Here is a 16,325-nt window from a genome sequence, read left to right on the forward strand (position 1 = left end):
ATTTGCCCAAATGGCCAGTAGAAAACTAACCGTTTGGGCATACAAATAAGGTGTGAAGAGAGATTAAACTTCTTTACCGTCTGGTACGAATACGTAGCCCAGACCCCATACTGTTTGAATATAGCGAGGCTTACTTGGGTCAACTTCTAGCATGCGGCGCAAGCGAGAAATTTGTACGTCAATCGAGCGCTCCATTGCTGAATACTCACGACCACGTGCCATGTTCATCAGTTTGTCACGAGACATAGGCTCACGAGCGTTAGTCACTAGCGCTTTCAGTACTGCAAATTCACCTGAGGTAAGAGGCATTGGCTCTTCACCACGGAACATTTCACGTGTACCTAGATTGAGTCGGAACTCACCAAATTCAACCTGAGCTTCTTCAGAGCTTGGCGCACCCGGTGCTTCAATCGTTTGACGACGAAGTACCGCTTTAATACGTGCGAGCAACTCACGCGGATTAAATGGTTTTGGTAAATAGTCATCTGCACCCACTTCAAGGCCCACAATACGATCAATCTCATCGCCTTTTGCTGTCAGCATCAAAATCGGTAGCAGGTTATTTGAGTTTCTCAGGCGACGACAAATCGACAGGCCATCTTCTCCTGGAAGCATTAAATCTAACACCATAAGGTGAAAGTTTTCGCGTGTTAATAGGCGGTCCATCTGCTCACTATTGGCAACACTGCGTACTTGGAATCCCTGCTCTGATAAGTATCGCTCTAGCAATGCGCGTAATCGTGCATCGTCATCTACCACTAAAATTTTAAAGTTTTCTTGCATGTAATGATTCCACCTATTAATAAGCTTGCACTCAAAACAGAGTCGCAGTTGGAAATGTAACATTGTTAAGCACAATGTGGCGCAAAGAATTGTTAACGTTTATTACTTTTCTACTTACTGTATTAAGCACTTTCAATAATCATACGTCAAATATATGAAAACAAACCTAATTACTCGCACAGACTATGAACTGGTTTCATTATTCCGGTCACAAATTTTTTGAATGATATAACCTTGCTCTGGATGATTTTATACTCGTGACTCAACGCTTATCGTATTCAATCGAATTAATGAACCACTCTTTTTCACCTTCTGGTGTTTTAACCACAAACTCATCGTCTACTTCTTTTTTAAGTAGTGCTCTCGCCATAGGGGAGTCAATCGAGATATAGCCTTTAGCATCGCCATAGATCTCTTCAGGACCAACAATACGAAACCTCTTCACTTCACCTTCTTCATTTTCAATCTCAACCCATGCACCGAAGAATACTTTGCCTTCTTGCTGTGGTGAATAATCGACGATCGTGACATCCGGTAAGAATTTTCTAAGAAATCGAACACGGCGGTCTATTTGCCGAAGTAATCGCTTGTTGAAGGTGTAATCTGCATTTTCAGAGCGATCGCCAAGGCCTGCCGCCCAGGTAACTATCTTAGTGATTTCAGGTCTCTTTTCATGCCACAAATGATCATGTTCTTGTTTGAGCTTATTGTAACCTTCTCGGGTAATGAGTTTGGTTTTCACTTTTTGATACCTCTTTTAGGGTTACTGACTTAACACTAATCAACTGTGGCTAATGTACAACATCTCTATCGATTTGCGACCTACAAAAATAAAATCCCTGATTTGGGCTGCAAATCAGGGATCAGGTCAATCTATCGAGCGTTATTTTTTATCAGCCGGATCGCCGCCTAAGATGAAGTTCTCATCGCTACTGACCACTGCACCGTATTTTAAAAAGTTCTTACCCAAGATCATGCTGTAGCGGAAGCGCTCACGGTCTTGCAGGTTCACATGCACAATCTTCTCCAGATCGCCCAGCTTCACCATCATCTCAACCACAGGGCGTACATTGGCCTCTTCCCCTTTCTTAGCGCGAATACGCATTATGTCCACAACTGGCTTGGTGAATGCGTGTTTATCCCCTTGACGGTTTTCATAGATAAAGCTCACCATATCTTTGCCATCTTTCTTGAACAGCTTAATATCATGCGCGTTGATTGAACTCACATCGGCCCCTGTATCCAGTTTTACAGGGAACTCTAAACCTTCCACTTTTGCCATTTCTATATGGCCCGCTTTAAATAGTGGGTAGGATTGCAGTAAGTACTCGGAGCGAGGGTTTATGTACACCCCATCTTTACTCATCTTCTGACCAAGGATGAAGTACGGTTTTTTCTCATCTTCATCCAACACTTCTAATGCGTATTGAAGCTCGGTCGCTTGACCATTTCGCGTATAGCTACCTTCAACCACAGGGCGAACGGTATCGCCAACTCGAATGTTTTTGACTACCTCTTTACTGAGTTTTTTCTCATTGCCTTGTCGATCTTCTACATAAAACTCAACTTGGTCTTTACCCTCTTTTTCAAACACTTCGAAACTGGTTACTTTCAATAACGGTGTTTTGACCGATAAAGAAGGTTTTGCTTTTAAGCTCAAACCATCAAGTTCTATCTGTTCAAGTGGGGAGATAATCAGGGGTTTTTTATTCTTAACGATGTGGCTAAACGCAATAGGCGCTTTATCAAGCACATTAGACGCGCTGCTATCGATCATGAAGTTTTGATTAATAGTACTAGTGCCCACTCGCAACTGAGACTTGCTGCCTGAACGATCGCGTAAATAGACCATCCAGTGCTGAATATTGCCTTTGCTCACTTCAACAGGAATATAAACCAATGGGCGTTTATCACCACCGACTTTGAGCATGCGAACCATTGGCAATGACATCGCTTTCTTCTTACCATCTTTGCCAACCATGTCAAAGCTGACTAAATTCGCTTTCTTATCCACATCAATATTAAGTGCATGCAGCATACTGTAATCATTTCTCAGAGAGAAACTCACGTTTAACTCAATACCATCTACATTAACCTGCTCTTTTTTACCCACAACTTGAGCACTCTCTTGCTCTTGAAGGTAATCATAGCCAGCAAAAACCCAAGCGTTATCCGTCAAAAAAGTTTTGCCAATTAAGATAGGTGCAGAGAACTGGCTGCGATCCGTTAAGTTCACATCTGTCATCACAGTGGTGCCCGCAATGGTCAACGGAATATCAATCACAGGGCGATACAGCGGCTCTTCACTGGTGCGACTTTTAATCACACTGGTGCGCGCAAGTGGACGTTCTATAGCAATTTTTTCACCGGTATAAGGATGACGAATAGTAAAGCTCACCACACCTTGAATATTACGTTCAGGTGTATCAAAGCTCTCTAGCCACCAGTTACTTTTTGGACCACCGTACTCATCGACAATGGTCTTCATTAATTCTTTATCTTTTAAGCCTTTATACTTAGGGTTTCCACTGGTGATATGAATATCTTCAGCATGCATTGACGTGGTATCTGCACCGGTGTCAATTTTCCCCGCAAAAGGGATACCTGAAATATCATCCACGGTATCAAGGTAGACACTTTCAACACGCCCAAGTACGACCTTTTTATCAAGCTGATAAATGGGATGTTGCGTGGTGTATTTCGAGTCCAATGCCAAAGAAGCACCAGAAAAAAGAGTCGTACTAAGCATCGCAATTACTAAAGACATTTTTTTCATTATTGATTCCGTAATTCTGAGAGAAAAGTCGTTACTTCTCTTCCTTGAGAAATTTGAGCTCTGGAAAGCGGATAAGTTCGAGTTACTTTATTTTTTTACATAACTTTAACCAAAATCGACCAAAAATCTCTGATCGACTTGGAAATTTGACAGCTGACTTGCAAAAATATTGGAAAATCCACTGGTTACCCCAATATTAAGATAAATCAAAGGTGCTAATGTCCAGGTGTCGTTTCAATACATGTACATTAGTCAATATTAGAACAAAAGAGAATTCTCAGATGAGCCAAGCTATCTGCAATGCTATTGCCCGTGAACTGAATGTTCGCCCAGAGCAAGTTACTGCCGCTGTCACCCTTATTGATGATGGTAATACCGTACCCTTTATTGCTCGTTACCGAAAAGAAGTCACTGGTGGGCTTGATGATACTCAGCTACGTAATTTAGACAGTCGCCTTTCATATTTGAGAGAGCTAGGTGATAGACGTGAGACGATATTAAAATCAATTCGCGAACAAGAAAAGCTGACTCCTGAACTAGAAAAAGAGCTGAATCAAGCTGAAAGCAAAACGCGTTTGGAAGATCTCTACCTACCGTACAAACAAAAACGTCGTACTAAAGGGCAAATCGCGATTGAAGCCGGGCTAGAGCCACTTGCTGATACCTTATGGTCAAACCCTCAAACAGAACCAGAGTCTGAAGCGGCCAAATACATTAAAGATGATAATGGCATCAAAGACACTAAAGCAGCGCTTGATGGTGCTCGCGCTATCGTCATGGAGCGTATTGCTGAAGATGCCAACCTATTAGAAAAAGTGCGCCATTACTTATCGCGCAATGCCGAACTCAGTTCACGAGTGGTTGAAGGTAAAGAACAGCAAGGCGAGAAATTTAAAGATTACTTTGAGCACAATGAGCTGATCAGTAAAGTCCCTTCCCACCGTGCGTTAGCCATGCTTCGTGGCCGTAATGAAGGCTTTCTGTCCATCGCTATGAATGCAGATCCGGCTCAAGAAGCAAGCGTTCGCCAATCGTATTGTGAAACCATTATTACCGACCACTATGGTATTAACCTTAACAGTGCTCCTGCTGATGCTTGGCGTAAACAGGTAATTAGCTGGGCATGGCGCATCAAAGTATCGATGCACATGGAAACAGAGTTGATGGGCGCATTGAAAGAGCGCTCTGAAGTGGAAGCGATTGAAGTGTTTGCCACCAACTTAAAAGATCTGTTGATGGCAGCACCTGCTGGCCCGAAAGCAACACTAGGCTTAGATCCGGGTTTACGTACTGGTTCTAAAATCGCGATTGTTGATGCGACAGGTAAAGTTCTAGCTACCGATACGATCTACCCTCACCCGCCACAAAAGCAGTATGACCAATCGGCACATACTGTTGAGAAGCTGGTCAAAAAATACAACGTTGACCTAATTGCCATCGGTAATGGTACTGCTTCACGTGAAACCGATACGTTTGTGGCTGATGTAATTAAACGCGGCAATTTAAAAGTACAAAAGATCACCGTCAGCGAAGCAGGAGCATCTGTGTATTCCGCTTCAGAATTAGCGGCGAACGAATTCCCGAATATGGATGTATCACTGCGTGGTGCGGTGTCTATTGCCCGTCGCCTACAAGATCCACTCGCCGAGCTTGTGAAAATTGATCCTAAGTCTATTGGTGTGGGCCAATACCAACACGATGTGGGTCAATCTATGCTTGCAAAACGTCTTGACGCAGTCGTCGAGGATTGTGTAAACGCGGTCGGTGTAGATGTGAATACTGCGTCTGCGGCACTACTTAATCGTGTTGCAGGGTTAAGTGCCACAATGGCGCAAAATATCGTTGATTATCGCGATACTAATGGCCGCTTTGAAGCGCGTACCACATTGAAAAAAGTCGCTCGCCTTGGGCCTAAAGCGTTTGAACAGTGTGCAGGATTCCTTCGTATCATGGATGGAAAAAACCCACTGGATGCCTCAGCGGTTCACCCAGAAGCCTACCCAGTGGTCAAAGCGATTTCAGATAAAAACAGCACCGCGGTGAAAGCCTTGGTGGGTAACAGTGAGTTCTTGCGTAACCTAAAGGCCGTCGATTACACCAATGACAGTTTTGGGGTTCCAACCGTAACGGACATTATCAAAGAGCTCGATAAACCGGGTCGAGATCCTCGCCCTGAATTTAAAACCGCGAGCTTTGCTGAAGGTGTCACTAAGGTTTCAGACCTAGAAGTAGGTATGGTCTTAGAAGGCGTGGTGTCGAACGTAGCTAATTTCGGTGCGTTTGTTGACATTGGTGTTCATCAAGATGGCTTAGTGCATATCTCTGCTCTGACCGACCGATTTGTCGCTGATCCTCGTGAAGTGGTCAAAGCGGGTGACATTGTGAAAGTTAAAGTGATGGAGGTCGATGCCCAACGTAAACGTATTGCCCTTACGATGCGTTTGAACGACGAGCCAGGACAAGATAATCGACCGCAACGTTCTAATTCTGGTTCTCAGAAGCAAAATAGTTCACCAAGATCGAATCAAAGCCGTTCTCAGAATCAAGGCTCTCGTCAGCAAAATGATGCGGCAGGTGGCGCGATGGGTGGTGCGTTTGCTGCAGCCTTTGCTAAAGCAAAAAAATAGTCTCTGTTTTAAGAGCAGCAAAAAATAGATAAAAAAATACCCACTAGAAAGTGGGTATTTTTATAGATAGCGATAAACACTTGAGCACTTGTAACCTAAATTACTTATCTAGCTATATAGTTATCTATATAAATAAGTAAGCATTCATACTCATGTCTACAACACCGCTATAACCTCAGACGGTACGTTAGGGGCAACTGCGTGACCGTAATGATATTTTATTACTGTTCGCCGTTTTGCCATCTGTCCCTCAGTTATCGCTGCATCAACAATGTGCTTAGGTAACCTAAATCGCATTGCATAGCCTTTGCCTTGCTTTTTACTGTAAGTATTTAAAGCTAATAAACTAAAAAGCCGCTCTAACACACTTTTTGGTTCTTCACTTTGCGGCTCAGTAACTTCGCCATCAGCTTCCGTATCGTAACTTGGATGCTCTGACGGATCCCATGAGGATCGCCTTCGCCGTTTATCGTCCGCTTTTAACTTACGCTCTGCATTCGACTTTACTAACTCTGCGGTTGGTACGACAGGTTCGCGAATTTTATTGTCTCTCGCGGCCTGCTCCGTTTGCACATTAACCGATGGGGCGATAAGTGGCACACTAACGTTAGTCGGTGACACGATCATAGCCAAATTCCTCCTTGGCATCGCCCAACCCGATAATGCTTTTTCGTATTATCAGCTATATTGGGTTAATTAATTTATCGGCTAGAGTGGTTAAAAATTTAGCAATTATTGTCACTTTTCTTCAAAAGCGACAATTATTTCTCCCCAAAAGCGACAATTTGATGACAGAAGGAATCCAGCTCCGTCATGAAAGGAGCATGCGATGACTGGCTAAAAACATACTGTTCAGTCATGGGAAGGTGAGCTTCTATATCTGTGGCAACCTTAACGGGAACCAGGCCATCTAATCGTCCATAAAGCCTTAACATAGGCACAGAGAGCGTTTCTAATTGAGGGCGTAAATCAACATTCGCCAACATTTCTAAGCCCGCCAGAAGTGATTGTGGATTAGGGGTAGGACGCGACAGTACTGCTTTTTTTAGCTGCTTTACATCTTGCCTTGCTGACGGGCTACCCATCGCTTGCAATGCCATAAAACGTTCAATGGTGGTTTGAAAATCATCGACTAACTGCTCGGTAAACGCATCAAGCACCTTTGGTTGAATACCTCGCCAAGGCCGCGCGGCTGCAAATTTAGGTGAGCTCGCCACCGTAATAAGCTTACTGACTCTCTCACTGTGATTCAGCGCCATGTGGGTCGCCACTAAACCACCCAATGACCAACCAAGCCAAATTGCCTGTTCAGGCGCGTGAGGCAGTAAACATTGAGCGATCTCTTCTAAACTGGCTGCATGTAAATGAGCGCTGTGACCATAACCCGGTAAATCGACAACGTGTACTCGATAATGCTGATTGAGTACCTCAACCGTTTGATCCCATACTGCACCGTTCATTCCCCAGCCATGCAGCAAAACCAAATCCTCACCTTGCCCACTCACTTGCCAATGCAACGCGTTATCCATGGCGCTTTCTCTCTTCATGATTACAGTCTCTATTCAACGTCACAATATCCCCTACTAAAAACAGCCTTATATCGACTCTGGTTCAATTCAATATGAGGGTAGGTTTATCAAAATACTTTTTCTCATGTTATCTGATTGGCTACAAAAAACCATGCATCAGCATGTCGGCTGCTATTGCGATTTATGTCGATTACCCATTGAACCAAGACATCGCGCTTTAGCACACTTGCCTAACTCTATCTGGTGTCACAGTTGTCTTGAACTGTTTGCACCAACACCACGCTGCTTACGTTGTGGTCTCACCACGATTACAACGACACCCCAATGTGGGCAATGCCTGATCAACCCACCACTTTGGTCTCAGCTCTACTGTGTCGGTGACTATACTGCTCCGCTGTCGGGATACATTCATCGCTTTAAATATCAGCAACAATTCTGGCACGCCAAACCTCTTTCGGCTCTGCTTAGCCTGCACATTGACTCCAAGCCAGAGCTGATTACCTGTGTACCTTTACACTGGCAACGCTACTTACTGCGAGGCTTCAATCAAAGTGAGTTACTTGCCAAACAGTTAGCAAAAATCATGAGCATCCCAACATCAACCGATCTGTTTTCTCGCATCAAACATACGCCTCAGCAAAAGGGGCTAAACAAACATCAAAGACAGCAAAACCTGCAACAGGCGTTTCGTCTCAACTATAATCCTAAGCAAAAACATATCGCGATTTTTGACGATGTGGTCACGACAGGCAGTACAACCCATCATTTATGTAAATTACTGCTTGATGCTGGCGTCGAAACCATTGATATTTATTGTATCTGCCGCACTCCTGAATTGGATAGCTCGATATAAAGACTATAGATTTCGTTTTTAGGTCTAGAAATTAGATTTATCAGGAGTAGAATGGCGTAATAATAGCTTACAAAATTACTCAGGTATTCGTCGTGTCAAACACTATTACTATTACAGAAACAGCGCAAACTCACTTCGGAGGCTTACTTGGCCAACAACCCGAAGGTACTAATATTCGCGTATTTGTTGTTAACCCTGGTACACAAAATGCTGAATGTGGCGTTTCTTACTGCCCACCAGAAGCGGTTGAAGCAACGGATACCGAGTTAAAATTTGAACTGTTCTCCGCTTTTGTTGATGAACTTAGTCTTCCATTTCTAGAAGATGCAGAAGTCGATTTTGTTACAGACAAAATGGGGTCTCAGCTAACGTTAAAAGCACCCAACGCTAAAATGCGTAAAGTATCAGACGATGCTTCACTGATTGAACGTGTTGAATACGCGATTCAAACTCAAGTGAACCCTCAACTTGCAGGTCACGGTGGTCACGTTAGTTTGGTTGAAATCACTGACGATGGCATTGCAATTGTTGCCTTTGGTGGCGGTTGTAATGGTTGTTCAATGGTTGATGTCACTCTAAAAGAAGGCATCGAGAAAGAGCTACTTCAACAATTTGAAGGTGAGCTAACGGCTGTACGTGATGCGACTGAGCATGACCGCGGCGAGCATTCTTACTACTAAGAGTGAAAGATTTTAAATTAAGCCGATGTGATTACGTCGGCTTTTTTGTATTAAATCCAATAATTTGACTTACCTCCAAAGGATCCCTTTTCATCTTAGTGAGTTATTTCATATATTAGGAACTGCTTTCTTTGTTATGTTAACAACAGAACATACCTATTGCGCTTAAGACTCAACCTATCGGAGCGAATATTATGACAACACTGAGTCCACCAACCATTCTCGCTATACGTTCGGTTGCTCAATCAAAACTGTTTACTATCGAATCTCTCGACCTGCGTTTTAGTAATGGTGTGTTGCGTACCTATGAGCGAATGAAGCCAAGTGGTCGTCATGCTGTAATGATGGTGCCTATCACTGAACAAGGTGATCTGCTGTTGGTGCGAGAATACGCAGCCGGTACAGAGCGTTATGAGCTTGGGTTCCCTAAGGGCCTAATTGATCATGGTGAATCGGCAGATGAAGCCGCTAACCGAGAGCTTAAAGAAGAGATTGGCTTTGGCGCCAACTCACTCACACCACTCAAGCGCGTGGTCTTAGCTCCTTCTTATTTTTCCAGCCAAATGACCCTATTCATCGCACAGGACCTATACTCTGAGAAGCTAGAGGGTGATGAACCTGAACCGTTGGATGTGGTGCGTTGGCCATTAGCTCAAGCTGAAGAGCTAGTAACTCATTTAGATTTTTGTGAAGCACGAAGCATTACCGCCTTACTACTCGCTCTGAAGCATTTAAAAAAATAATAACAACAGAGTCTTAGGAATTATTATGTCTACTGATAAAGACTTATCTCATCTATTGCCTTCCGTAATTGAGGTGGCTCGCTCTGCCGGTCAACTTATCCTCGATATTTACCAAACTAAACAGTATGAATCGTATGTAAAAAGTGATGAAACACCGGTCACGAGTGCCGACATCGCTGCACATAAACTCATCCTTAAACAGATGTCTGAGCTAACTCCTGATATTCCCGTGCTCTCTGAAGAGGCGGCTGATATTAGCTTAGAACAACGTAAACAATGGGACCGTTACTGGTTAGTGGACCCACTGGATGGCACACAAGAGTTCATTGCTCGAAGCGGTGATTTCGCCACGATCATTGCCCTTATCGACAACAATAAACCGATCATGGGCGTTGTGTACGCACCGGTTTCAGGTGTCACTTACTACGCATACTCAGGTAAAGGAGCGTGGAAGATTCCTAATACAGACGAAGCGCCAAATGTTGATAATGCGGTGAGTATAAAGTCGCACAAACATGAACAGGGCCAAAAGCAATCTATTGGCATCGCGATTAGTCGCCGACAAGATATTAATGGCATTACCGGCCGAATGAGCAGCGCTTGGGACTATGACTTAGTGCCACTGGGTTCTGCTGCGCTAAAAGCCTGTATCGTTGCAGAAGGCAGTGTGGATTGCTATTTAAGAATTGGTCCTACCGGGGAATGGGATACCGCTGCGACCCAATGTATCGTAGAAGAAGCAGGCGGAAGAATACTGAGCACCAAACTTACGCCACTCTCCTACAACGAACGTGAAACGCTAGAGAACCCTAATTTCATTGTACTTGGCGATGAAGGTTTACCATGGGATGAAATTTTAACGGTAAAGGATTAAAACCCACCGAATGACATAAGCATTTAAAAAATGCGAGCCCCTAAGAGCTCGCTTTTCTATTTAATGGCTGTAATTTACAGCCATTAATGATTTAGCTTTCAACTAACCAGCTCTAAAGCGTTCCTTTAAAATCAAGTGGGTAACGCCCTTGATTATTAGGATTGCCAAGCCACTTTAATTGACTGGATAAGTTAGCCGGGAATGCCGCTTCCGGCTTAAACCAACCACTGGCTTGATACTGATGTTGACCGTTAGCACTCACTTCTAGTTTGGCCTCAAACTCAGCTGTGACTTGCTCACTGCCCTGCTCGCCATTAAGTGAAATCACATTATCTTGGCAACTTAGGTTCACGACGACTGGACCCAAATCTAATTCAGCAATTGGCGTAAACGCTTTATTACCACTCCAAACCATCGATCCTAAGCCCTGTTGGCAATATGGCATCGATTTATCAAGATCAGTGATAGCGAGTTCCGTTATAGAAACCTCTAGTTGCCCTTCTAGATCAAGTGGCAATGGCAGGTTCAGTTGCTCCACAGCAAACTGAGCGGGTAGTGATGCAATCGTCTCTTTTGCATAGGCACCAGAGAAGCTGTAGCCAATGACGCCACGCCCTCTTAATCCCATCGCGCTGCCTTGACCAAATAGGACTTCAGCTTGAGCCTTGCCTAGTAATAACTGACTAGGATTAATGTTCCAATGAACCTGACCCAATGACGTACCTTGCCAACTAACTTGTTGTACGCTGCCTTGCCAAACACTTCCCTGAACACTCTGAATCACCAATGCACGAGGCATAGGAATATACTGCAATGCAAACCTTGCTGGCATATGTGCCACAAGACTGACGATTAAGGTAAGTACGATAAGTAACGCAATAACGATAATACGCTTCATTAACCACCTCGTTTAAACTGTAAGCGCTTCACATCCACCACTCCAGGCTGATCGGTACGAGCGATATCAAGGTGTTCAACATCAACCCCTTGCTGCTCTTTTAGATAAGTAATCCAACCTAAGAACTGATTAAATTCGAGTGGCTGCACCCAAACTTGAAACATATCGTCACGAGGTTGAATACGAATAAGTTCAACCTTAAAACGGTTAGCCGAAGAAGAGATCACCTGATTAAGCGGCTGAGTGGTTGTCGCTAGCCCACTTTTCGCTCGCAACTGAACAATTTCATCGGCTTTGCTTTGTACCCAATTCAATAGCTGTTTTTCACTGTTGATTCGATTATTCGCCTGTATACTGCGTTGATTCAAAGGCTCAAGAATGCCCCAGTAGCCAATTCCAACGATCAATAATCCCGAACAGATCAACACTAATCGCTGCTCTCGCAAGCTAATGCTTTGCCACCAAAGCTTAAAAGACGTGACTAATTTATCCATCATCAAGCTCCCTTTCTTTTCAATACAAAGCTGCCATTGACCCACTCACCCGAACGACTGAGCTGCCCCTGTTCAACATCGAAACTTTCAGAAAACTTGACTCTAACTTGCTCGAAGCTTTGGAAGTCTTTACTTTGAGCCTGAATTCGAATCTCTTCTCGATTACCATCATATCGAATGCTTAATAGCGTCATAGAGCTGTTTCCCTTCAATGATTCAGGAATTTTTATCATCCACTCAAGCATCGGGTAGCCCGAACCACCGCCAGATAAACGGCTGGCTTCATCATTCATCTGCCTTTTCAAATAACTCACAGTTGGTATACGAGTTTTACCCGGTAGCGCTTCACGGAAAATACGCTCACTTTCGGCTCTATACGCCTGTGCTTGTGTTTCATCATGATTGATTTTCAACCAATGCTGACCCGCAAACACGCAGACAAGTACCGCCGCCGCAACAGCCGACTTCTTCCAAATTGACCAATACTTCAACATTGATGAGCTAGGTTTGAATTCCCCAGTCAGCAGGTTCACTTTAGAGCCAATTGCACCCTCACTAAGAAGCTGCATGATCAAAGGCGCGTCAACACTTTGCCACGACTGTTCGTGGGCTTGCGCAATTTCAGGCAGAGCACTGTAAGCGGTCAAGGGTAGATAGTCACCCCCTTCTTTTACCCAATCTGAAGCATGTAAAAGCTCAAACCATTGGGACTCAATACAAAGACCTAAATAATCGCCTTTTCGTACTAGCCATTGCTGGTTGATATTGGCAGCCGTAAGGTGTTCACTATGTGGCAGCGCCAATACGTCAGGCAGTACTTTATGAACGATGATGCCAATGCTTTTTAACTCACCTAAACAATCGCTTAACCAATTTTTATCGACGGCTGCAATGCTCGCTCGCTTCGCGCTCTTACCTAAAGCAGTACTTTTAGATAATATGGTAAAGTGCAATTCATCGACATCTTGAGCGATATCGTCTTCCATTAAATAAGGCAGCATCGATTCCAATTGACGAGAAGAACCCGCAGGTAAATCGACCTCAGCCAGTACGACATCCTCGCCAGACAGCAATACAATTACTTGTCTTTGATCGGCATAATCCGCTAATTCAGATACGCTTTGCCAATCAGCTAGTTCACCGCTGGCAATGACTTCGTTTTGTGTTGTCGACCAAACGAGCCATTGAATCTGTGCATTTTTGTCACTACTCAGTCGAACTGTCAGAAACTCGCTCACTGATCCCTCCAAAGCGACGGCGAATCACCGTTGCTGTTTCTCTATTATCACTAAATAACAGACTCCGAATTCTTACTCGAGAGTCATTCACTAATACTTGTGCGTCCAATTCAAAATAAGCGCTATCGACACTCAGATACGCTTTTGCTTCATCACGAACGCTTTGTTCTATCGCGCTAATCGAACTTTCAGCCATAAAGTCATCAATGGATGACCACCCATCAAAAGGGCGTGATTCAATTAACGATTTTGCATTTTGTTCACTCAAATGAGGTTGGAATAGAGCCACCAACAACGCCGATTGTTCAACATCAATCGTGTTGATATTTAAACGCCAATCATCATTTGGTAGCGCGCAAATATACGGTGCGATCTTTTGCATCACATCACCCGAAACTTGTTGAACAGACCGCAACTCACTGATGTCAGCAATCAGTCCGTTCGCAGCCATATAGGCTGGAGAGAGCGATTCATAATAACTATCACCAGCGCCTGATGATGACTGTACGGAATGCTCTTGGCTGATGTAATCCCACGTTGAATCTGCGATAACCTCTGCTTGATAGCCTTCGACTTCAACCTCTTCGAGTAATGCTTGCCAAAATCGAACTAAATACGGTCTATTCGATTGGGAAGAGTCACTTTTAACTCGAGAAAAAACATTGAGATTAAAACACGCCTGTTTATCAAACATACGTCCATTTAACGTACCGTAATCCAGCGGGTACGTTTGCTCTTCAAGTGCCCAAGGCTGAGAGAGATTAATCGTATCACTGTCTTGGTAGCTCTGCTCAATACCAACCTTAGCTAAACTCTCAACACCAATGCTGTACCAATAGGCCTGCTGATAGGTTAATTGGTTGCTACCTCGCTTGAACTGAGTAAACAGTCGGCTCGACATCGTAGCGGCAATTGACACCATTACAGCCAGTAGCATCAGTACGATAATCAGTGCTACACCACGCTGTTTAGCTTTAGATTTACCATTCGCTCTAGACTTGGCTCTAGGTTTCATCATCCGAGCCTCCGCTGTTAGAGCCGTCATCGTTACTTGGTGTATCCTCGACATGAGTAATTGAGCCACTTGCAACTAAATAGACTCGCTCAATTTTCCCATAATCGGTTAGCTCTAATTCTAGTGCGATGGCCTGTGGTAATTCTTGTTCAACGCTCCACTCTTCTATCCAAGAGCCTTGATAATAAAAACGCATGCTGAACGCTTCTACGTCAGTGAGCAGCGGGGTAACCACCGCTTGTTGACCGATTGGAGTATCAGGGTAGCGCCACCATACTCGCTCTAAGGTTTTCTCTTTAATTCGATAGCCCACTTTGATGATTTCACCACGTGGGAACTGTTGCTGCGGGTTATGCCAACCTAAGCGCGTGAAAAGTACACCTTTACTGTCTGACTCTAGCAAGTAATCTTGCCACTGCAGTAATTGAACGCCTTCCTGATCGCCGCCTTGTTCACCATTGGTGCGAAATTGTCTGGTCGCTATCTGACGAAAATCACTGTCCATAATAACCAAACTTCGTTGCAACTCTTTCAGTCGCTCACCACGTTCAAGTGACATGGCGTTGCTAAGCCGCACTTGATCAACCACTTGGTATGCGCTGACACTCAATGCAGCAAAGATGCCCATTGCGACCAAAACCTCTAACAGGGTAAAACCTTGCTGAGCTTTGGCGACTTTAAGAGCCTTAGGAGCTTTTGGGTTGCTATGTATCAATTGCTTATGAGGCTGCTTTCCACTACTCATTACTCGCAACAAAATTGGGAACAGTTTACTCAGGAACATAGCTTCTCACCGTGACAATCGCGTCGCCCTGTTTACTAAGTGATGAGCTCACATCAAATGCTTTTAGTAAGCCGTCAGAGGTTTTAACTGGCGTTACTTTCCAGTACCACTCTCTGCCCGCTAGCTCTTCGCTCCCTTGCTGCGCCTTTAACGCTGTCGGGTTGAGCATCACTTTTGCCATTTGGTTATCTACTACCATAGCTGCAAAGGTTTTGTCTTCTAAATGAGTAATGGTATTAATGTGCTGACCCACCGAGCGTATGACAGAAATGGCGGCTGTAGCAAAAATGGCTAATGCAATTAGAACCTCTAGCAGAGTCATACCTCGTACAGAGTGTTTTCTTCGCTTAGAAGAAGAGCAATGAATCGGACGATGTTTAAAGCTCATCTTGCTCTCCCGGGGCTAATAATAAAATCTGGCCATTCTCTTTGACAACAACTTGCCAGCTATCGAGCTTGGCATCTCGTTCTTGAGGGTAGATAGCGATCGAAACAGGTGTTATCTCGCCACTTGAGAAGATGAAAATTTGTGGTGGAAGTGGTTTCTCGTCAGCATCAATATCAGCAAACATCTCTTCATCAAATAGCGACCCCGGATTAAACAAACGATCTTTATCATTCCAGATATCACCGCCCAACGTCATTTGAATCGCTATATTCTCTTCAGCTAAAGAGGTTTTCTCTGGAATGGTGTCAAAACCCATGGTTTTCCATTCACCGTTCTCGATCCCCATCCAAAGGTAACGAGAGCGGGTTTCGTCCACTCTTAATCCAAAGTCTTTACCGCTCAATATCGCTTCATCATTGAGCAGTTGGAGGCGTTGGAACAGTGACTGAGCCTGACTTTTGGCTTTGTCTTCACTGTTATTAGGCAATACAGAAAGTGTTGTCACCACAGCCACGGAAATCACCACTAGAACTAACAGTATTTCTAGTAAGGTAAAGCCCTGCTGTTTGAATTTCATCATGCTATGACAACTCTAACTGTATGATTTTAATTCACTCGCTTAAGCAAGTGCCTAGCTACTTAT

17 protein-coding genes are annotated in these 16,325 nt (G+C 44.1%); 5 read left to right on the forward strand and 12 right to left on the reverse strand.

Annotated elements, in window-relative coordinates:
- Positions 1 to 63: 63 nt before the first annotated feature.
- The 3 genes from ompR to L4D20_RS17215 all read right to left on the reverse strand — a co-directional run bounded on the left by ompR (position 64) and on the right by L4D20_RS17215 (position 3,559).
- Positions 64 to 783 carry an osmolarity response regulator transcription factor OmpR gene (gene ompR / locus L4D20_RS17205; protein ID WP_428802809.1) on the reverse strand — a complete coding sequence of 240 codons (720 nt, stop codon included), beginning with the start codon at positions 781 to 783 and terminating at the stop codon, positions 64 to 66.
- 262 nt (positions 784 to 1,045) lie between these two features.
- Positions 1,046 to 1,525 (reverse strand): transcription elongation factor GreB, encoded by a 480-nt coding sequence (gene greB / locus L4D20_RS17210; protein ID WP_428802810.1) that lies wholly within the window; start codon positions 1,523 to 1,525, stop codon positions 1,046 to 1,048.
- Positions 1,526 to 1,666: 141 nt separating this feature from the next.
- The gene (locus L4D20_RS17215) at positions 1,667 to 3,559 is read right to left on the reverse strand and encodes an ATP-dependent zinc protease family protein (RefSeq protein WP_428802811.1); all 1,893 of its coding nucleotides are present in this window, start codon (positions 3,557 to 3,559) and stop codon (positions 1,667 to 1,669) included.
- A gap of 281 nt (positions 3,560 to 3,840) precedes the next feature.
- Here L4D20_RS17215 and L4D20_RS17220 point away from each other — a divergent pair, with 281 nt between their 5' ends.
- Entirely contained in the window at positions 3,841 to 6,186 is a 2,346-nt protein-coding gene (locus L4D20_RS17220; RefSeq protein WP_428802812.1) for a Tex family protein, read from the forward strand.
- 156 nt (positions 6,187 to 6,342) lie between these two features.
- Here L4D20_RS17220 and L4D20_RS17225 read toward each other — a convergent pair whose 3' ends face one another.
- Positions 6,343 to 6,813 carry an ATP-dependent Lon protease gene (locus L4D20_RS17225; protein ID WP_428802813.1) on the reverse strand — a complete coding sequence of 157 codons (471 nt, stop codon included), beginning with the start codon at positions 6,811 to 6,813 and terminating at the stop codon, positions 6,343 to 6,345.
- Positions 6,814 to 6,947: 134 nt separating this feature from the next.
- Entirely contained in the window at positions 6,948 to 7,715 is a 768-nt protein-coding gene (bioH, locus tag L4D20_RS17230) for a pimeloyl-ACP methyl ester esterase BioH (RefSeq protein WP_428802890.1), read from the reverse strand.
- A gap of 124 nt (positions 7,716 to 7,839) precedes the next feature.
- Between bioH and L4D20_RS17235 the strand changes: the two genes are divergently transcribed.
- From L4D20_RS17235 to cysQ, 4 genes are all read left to right on the forward strand, one after another.
- Positions 7,840 to 8,568, forward strand: a complete 729-nt coding sequence (locus tag L4D20_RS17235) for a ComF family protein (RefSeq protein WP_428802814.1) — start codon at positions 7,840 to 7,842, stop codon at positions 8,566 to 8,568.
- A gap of 92 nt (positions 8,569 to 8,660) precedes the next feature.
- Positions 8,661 to 9,248 (forward strand): Fe-S biogenesis protein NfuA, encoded by a 588-nt coding sequence (gene nfuA / locus L4D20_RS17240; protein WP_428802815.1) that lies wholly within the window; start codon positions 8,661 to 8,663, stop codon positions 9,246 to 9,248.
- Positions 9,249 to 9,442: 194 nt separating this feature from the next.
- Positions 9,443 to 9,991 (forward strand): ADP compounds hydrolase NudE, encoded by a 549-nt coding sequence (gene nudE, locus L4D20_RS17245; protein ID WP_428802816.1) that lies wholly within the window; start codon positions 9,443 to 9,445, stop codon positions 9,989 to 9,991.
- A 25-nt stretch (positions 9,992 to 10,016) separates the two neighbouring features.
- Positions 10,017 to 10,865 (forward strand): 3'(2'),5'-bisphosphate nucleotidase CysQ, encoded by an 849-nt coding sequence (gene cysQ, locus L4D20_RS17250; protein WP_428802817.1) that lies wholly within the window; start codon positions 10,017 to 10,019, stop codon positions 10,863 to 10,865.
- Positions 10,866 to 10,977: 112 nt separating this feature from the next.
- Here the strand turns inward: cysQ and L4D20_RS17255 are convergent, their stop codons facing one another.
- The 7 genes from L4D20_RS17255 to gspH are packed head-to-tail and all read right to left on the reverse strand — an operon-like array spanning position 10,978 to position 16,262.
- Positions 10,978 to 11,763 (reverse strand): type II secretion system protein N, encoded by a 786-nt coding sequence (locus L4D20_RS17255; protein WP_428802818.1) that lies wholly within the window; start codon positions 11,761 to 11,763, stop codon positions 10,978 to 10,980.
- The gene (locus tag L4D20_RS17260) at positions 11,763 to 12,260 is read right to left on the reverse strand and encodes a type II secretion system protein M (protein WP_428802819.1); all 498 of its coding nucleotides are present in this window, start codon (positions 12,258 to 12,260) and stop codon (positions 11,763 to 11,765) included. Before L4D20_RS17260 ends, L4D20_RS17255 begins: the two co-directional genes overlap by 1 nt.
- On the reverse strand, positions 12,260 to 13,495 hold the full coding sequence (gene gspL, locus L4D20_RS17265; RefSeq protein ID WP_428802820.1) for a type II secretion system protein GspL: 1,236 nt from the start codon (positions 13,493 to 13,495) through the stop codon (positions 12,260 to 12,262). Before gspL ends, L4D20_RS17260 begins: the two co-directional genes overlap by 1 nt.
- Positions 13,464 to 14,510 carry a type II secretion system minor pseudopilin GspK gene (gene gspK, locus L4D20_RS17270; protein WP_428802891.1) on the reverse strand — a complete coding sequence of 349 codons (1,047 nt, stop codon included), beginning with the start codon at positions 14,508 to 14,510 and terminating at the stop codon, positions 13,464 to 13,466. The genes gspL and gspK overlap by 32 nt, the downstream gene beginning before the upstream one ends.
- Positions 14,500 to 15,294: a type II secretion system minor pseudopilin GspJ gene (gene gspJ, locus L4D20_RS17275; RefSeq protein ID WP_428802821.1), complete on the reverse strand. Its 795-nt coding sequence runs from the start codon at positions 15,292 to 15,294 to the stop codon at positions 14,500 to 14,502. Before gspJ ends, gspK begins: the two co-directional genes overlap by 11 nt.
- Positions 15,281 to 15,682 carry a type II secretion system minor pseudopilin GspI gene (gene gspI, locus L4D20_RS17280; protein ID WP_428802822.1) on the reverse strand — a complete coding sequence of 134 codons (402 nt, stop codon included), beginning with the start codon at positions 15,680 to 15,682 and terminating at the stop codon, positions 15,281 to 15,283. The genes gspJ and gspI overlap by 14 nt, the downstream gene beginning before the upstream one ends.
- The gene (gspH, locus tag L4D20_RS17285) at positions 15,672 to 16,262 is read right to left on the reverse strand and encodes a type II secretion system minor pseudopilin GspH (protein ID WP_428802823.1); all 591 of its coding nucleotides are present in this window, start codon (positions 16,260 to 16,262) and stop codon (positions 15,672 to 15,674) included. Before gspH ends, gspI begins: the two co-directional genes overlap by 11 nt.
- Positions 16,263 to 16,325 lie beyond the last annotated feature (63 nt).

It is taken from the genome of Vibrio kyushuensis, assembly GCF_050337325.1.
In the GTDB taxonomy this organism is placed as follows: Bacteria; Pseudomonadota; Gammaproteobacteria; order Enterobacterales; family Vibrionaceae; genus Vibrio; species Vibrio kyushuensis.

Coding starts and splice junctions, on each gene's coding strand:
- ompR (WP_428802809.1), bottom strand. CDS start 783: ATGCAAGAAAACTTTAAAATTTTAGTGGTAGATGACGATGCACGATTA.
- L4D20_RS17215 (WP_428802811.1), bottom strand. CDS start 3,559: ATGAAAAAAATGTCTTTAGTAATTGCGATGCTTAGTACGACTCTTTTT.
- L4D20_RS17220 (WP_428802812.1), top strand. CDS start 3,841: ATGAGCCAAGCTATCTGCAATGCTATTGCCCGTGAACTGAATGTTCGC.
- L4D20_RS17225 (WP_428802813.1), bottom strand. CDS start 6,813: ATGATCGTGTCACCGACTAACGTTAGTGTGCCACTTATCGCCCCATCG.
- bioH (WP_428802890.1), bottom strand. CDS start 7,715: ATGGATAACGCGTTGCATTGGCAAGTGAGTGGGCAAGGTGAGGATTTG.
- L4D20_RS17235 (WP_428802814.1), top strand. CDS start 7,840: ATGTTATCTGATTGGCTACAAAAAACCATGCATCAGCATGTCGGCTGC.
- nudE (WP_428802816.1), top strand. CDS start 9,443: ATGACAACACTGAGTCCACCAACCATTCTCGCTATACGTTCGGTTGCT.
- cysQ (WP_428802817.1), top strand. CDS start 10,017: ATGTCTACTGATAAAGACTTATCTCATCTATTGCCTTCCGTAATTGAG.
- L4D20_RS17255 (WP_428802818.1), bottom strand. CDS start 11,763: ATGAAGCGTATTATCGTTATTGCGTTACTTATCGTACTTACCTTAATC.
- L4D20_RS17260 (WP_428802819.1), bottom strand. CDS start 12,260: ATGATGGATAAATTAGTCACGTCTTTTAAGCTTTGGTGGCAAAGCATT.
- gspK (WP_428802891.1), bottom strand. CDS start 14,510: ATGAAACCTAGAGCCAAGTCTAGAGCGAATGGTAAATCTAAAGCTAAA.
- gspJ (WP_428802821.1), bottom strand. CDS start 15,294: ATGTTCCTGAGTAAACTGTTCCCAATTTTGTTGCGAGTAATGAGTAGT.
- gspI (WP_428802822.1), bottom strand. CDS start 15,682: ATGAGCTTTAAACATCGTCCGATTCATTGCTCTTCTTCTAAGCGAAGA.
- gspH (WP_428802823.1), bottom strand. CDS start 16,262: ATGATGAAATTCAAACAGCAGGGCTTTACCTTACTAGAAATACTGTTA.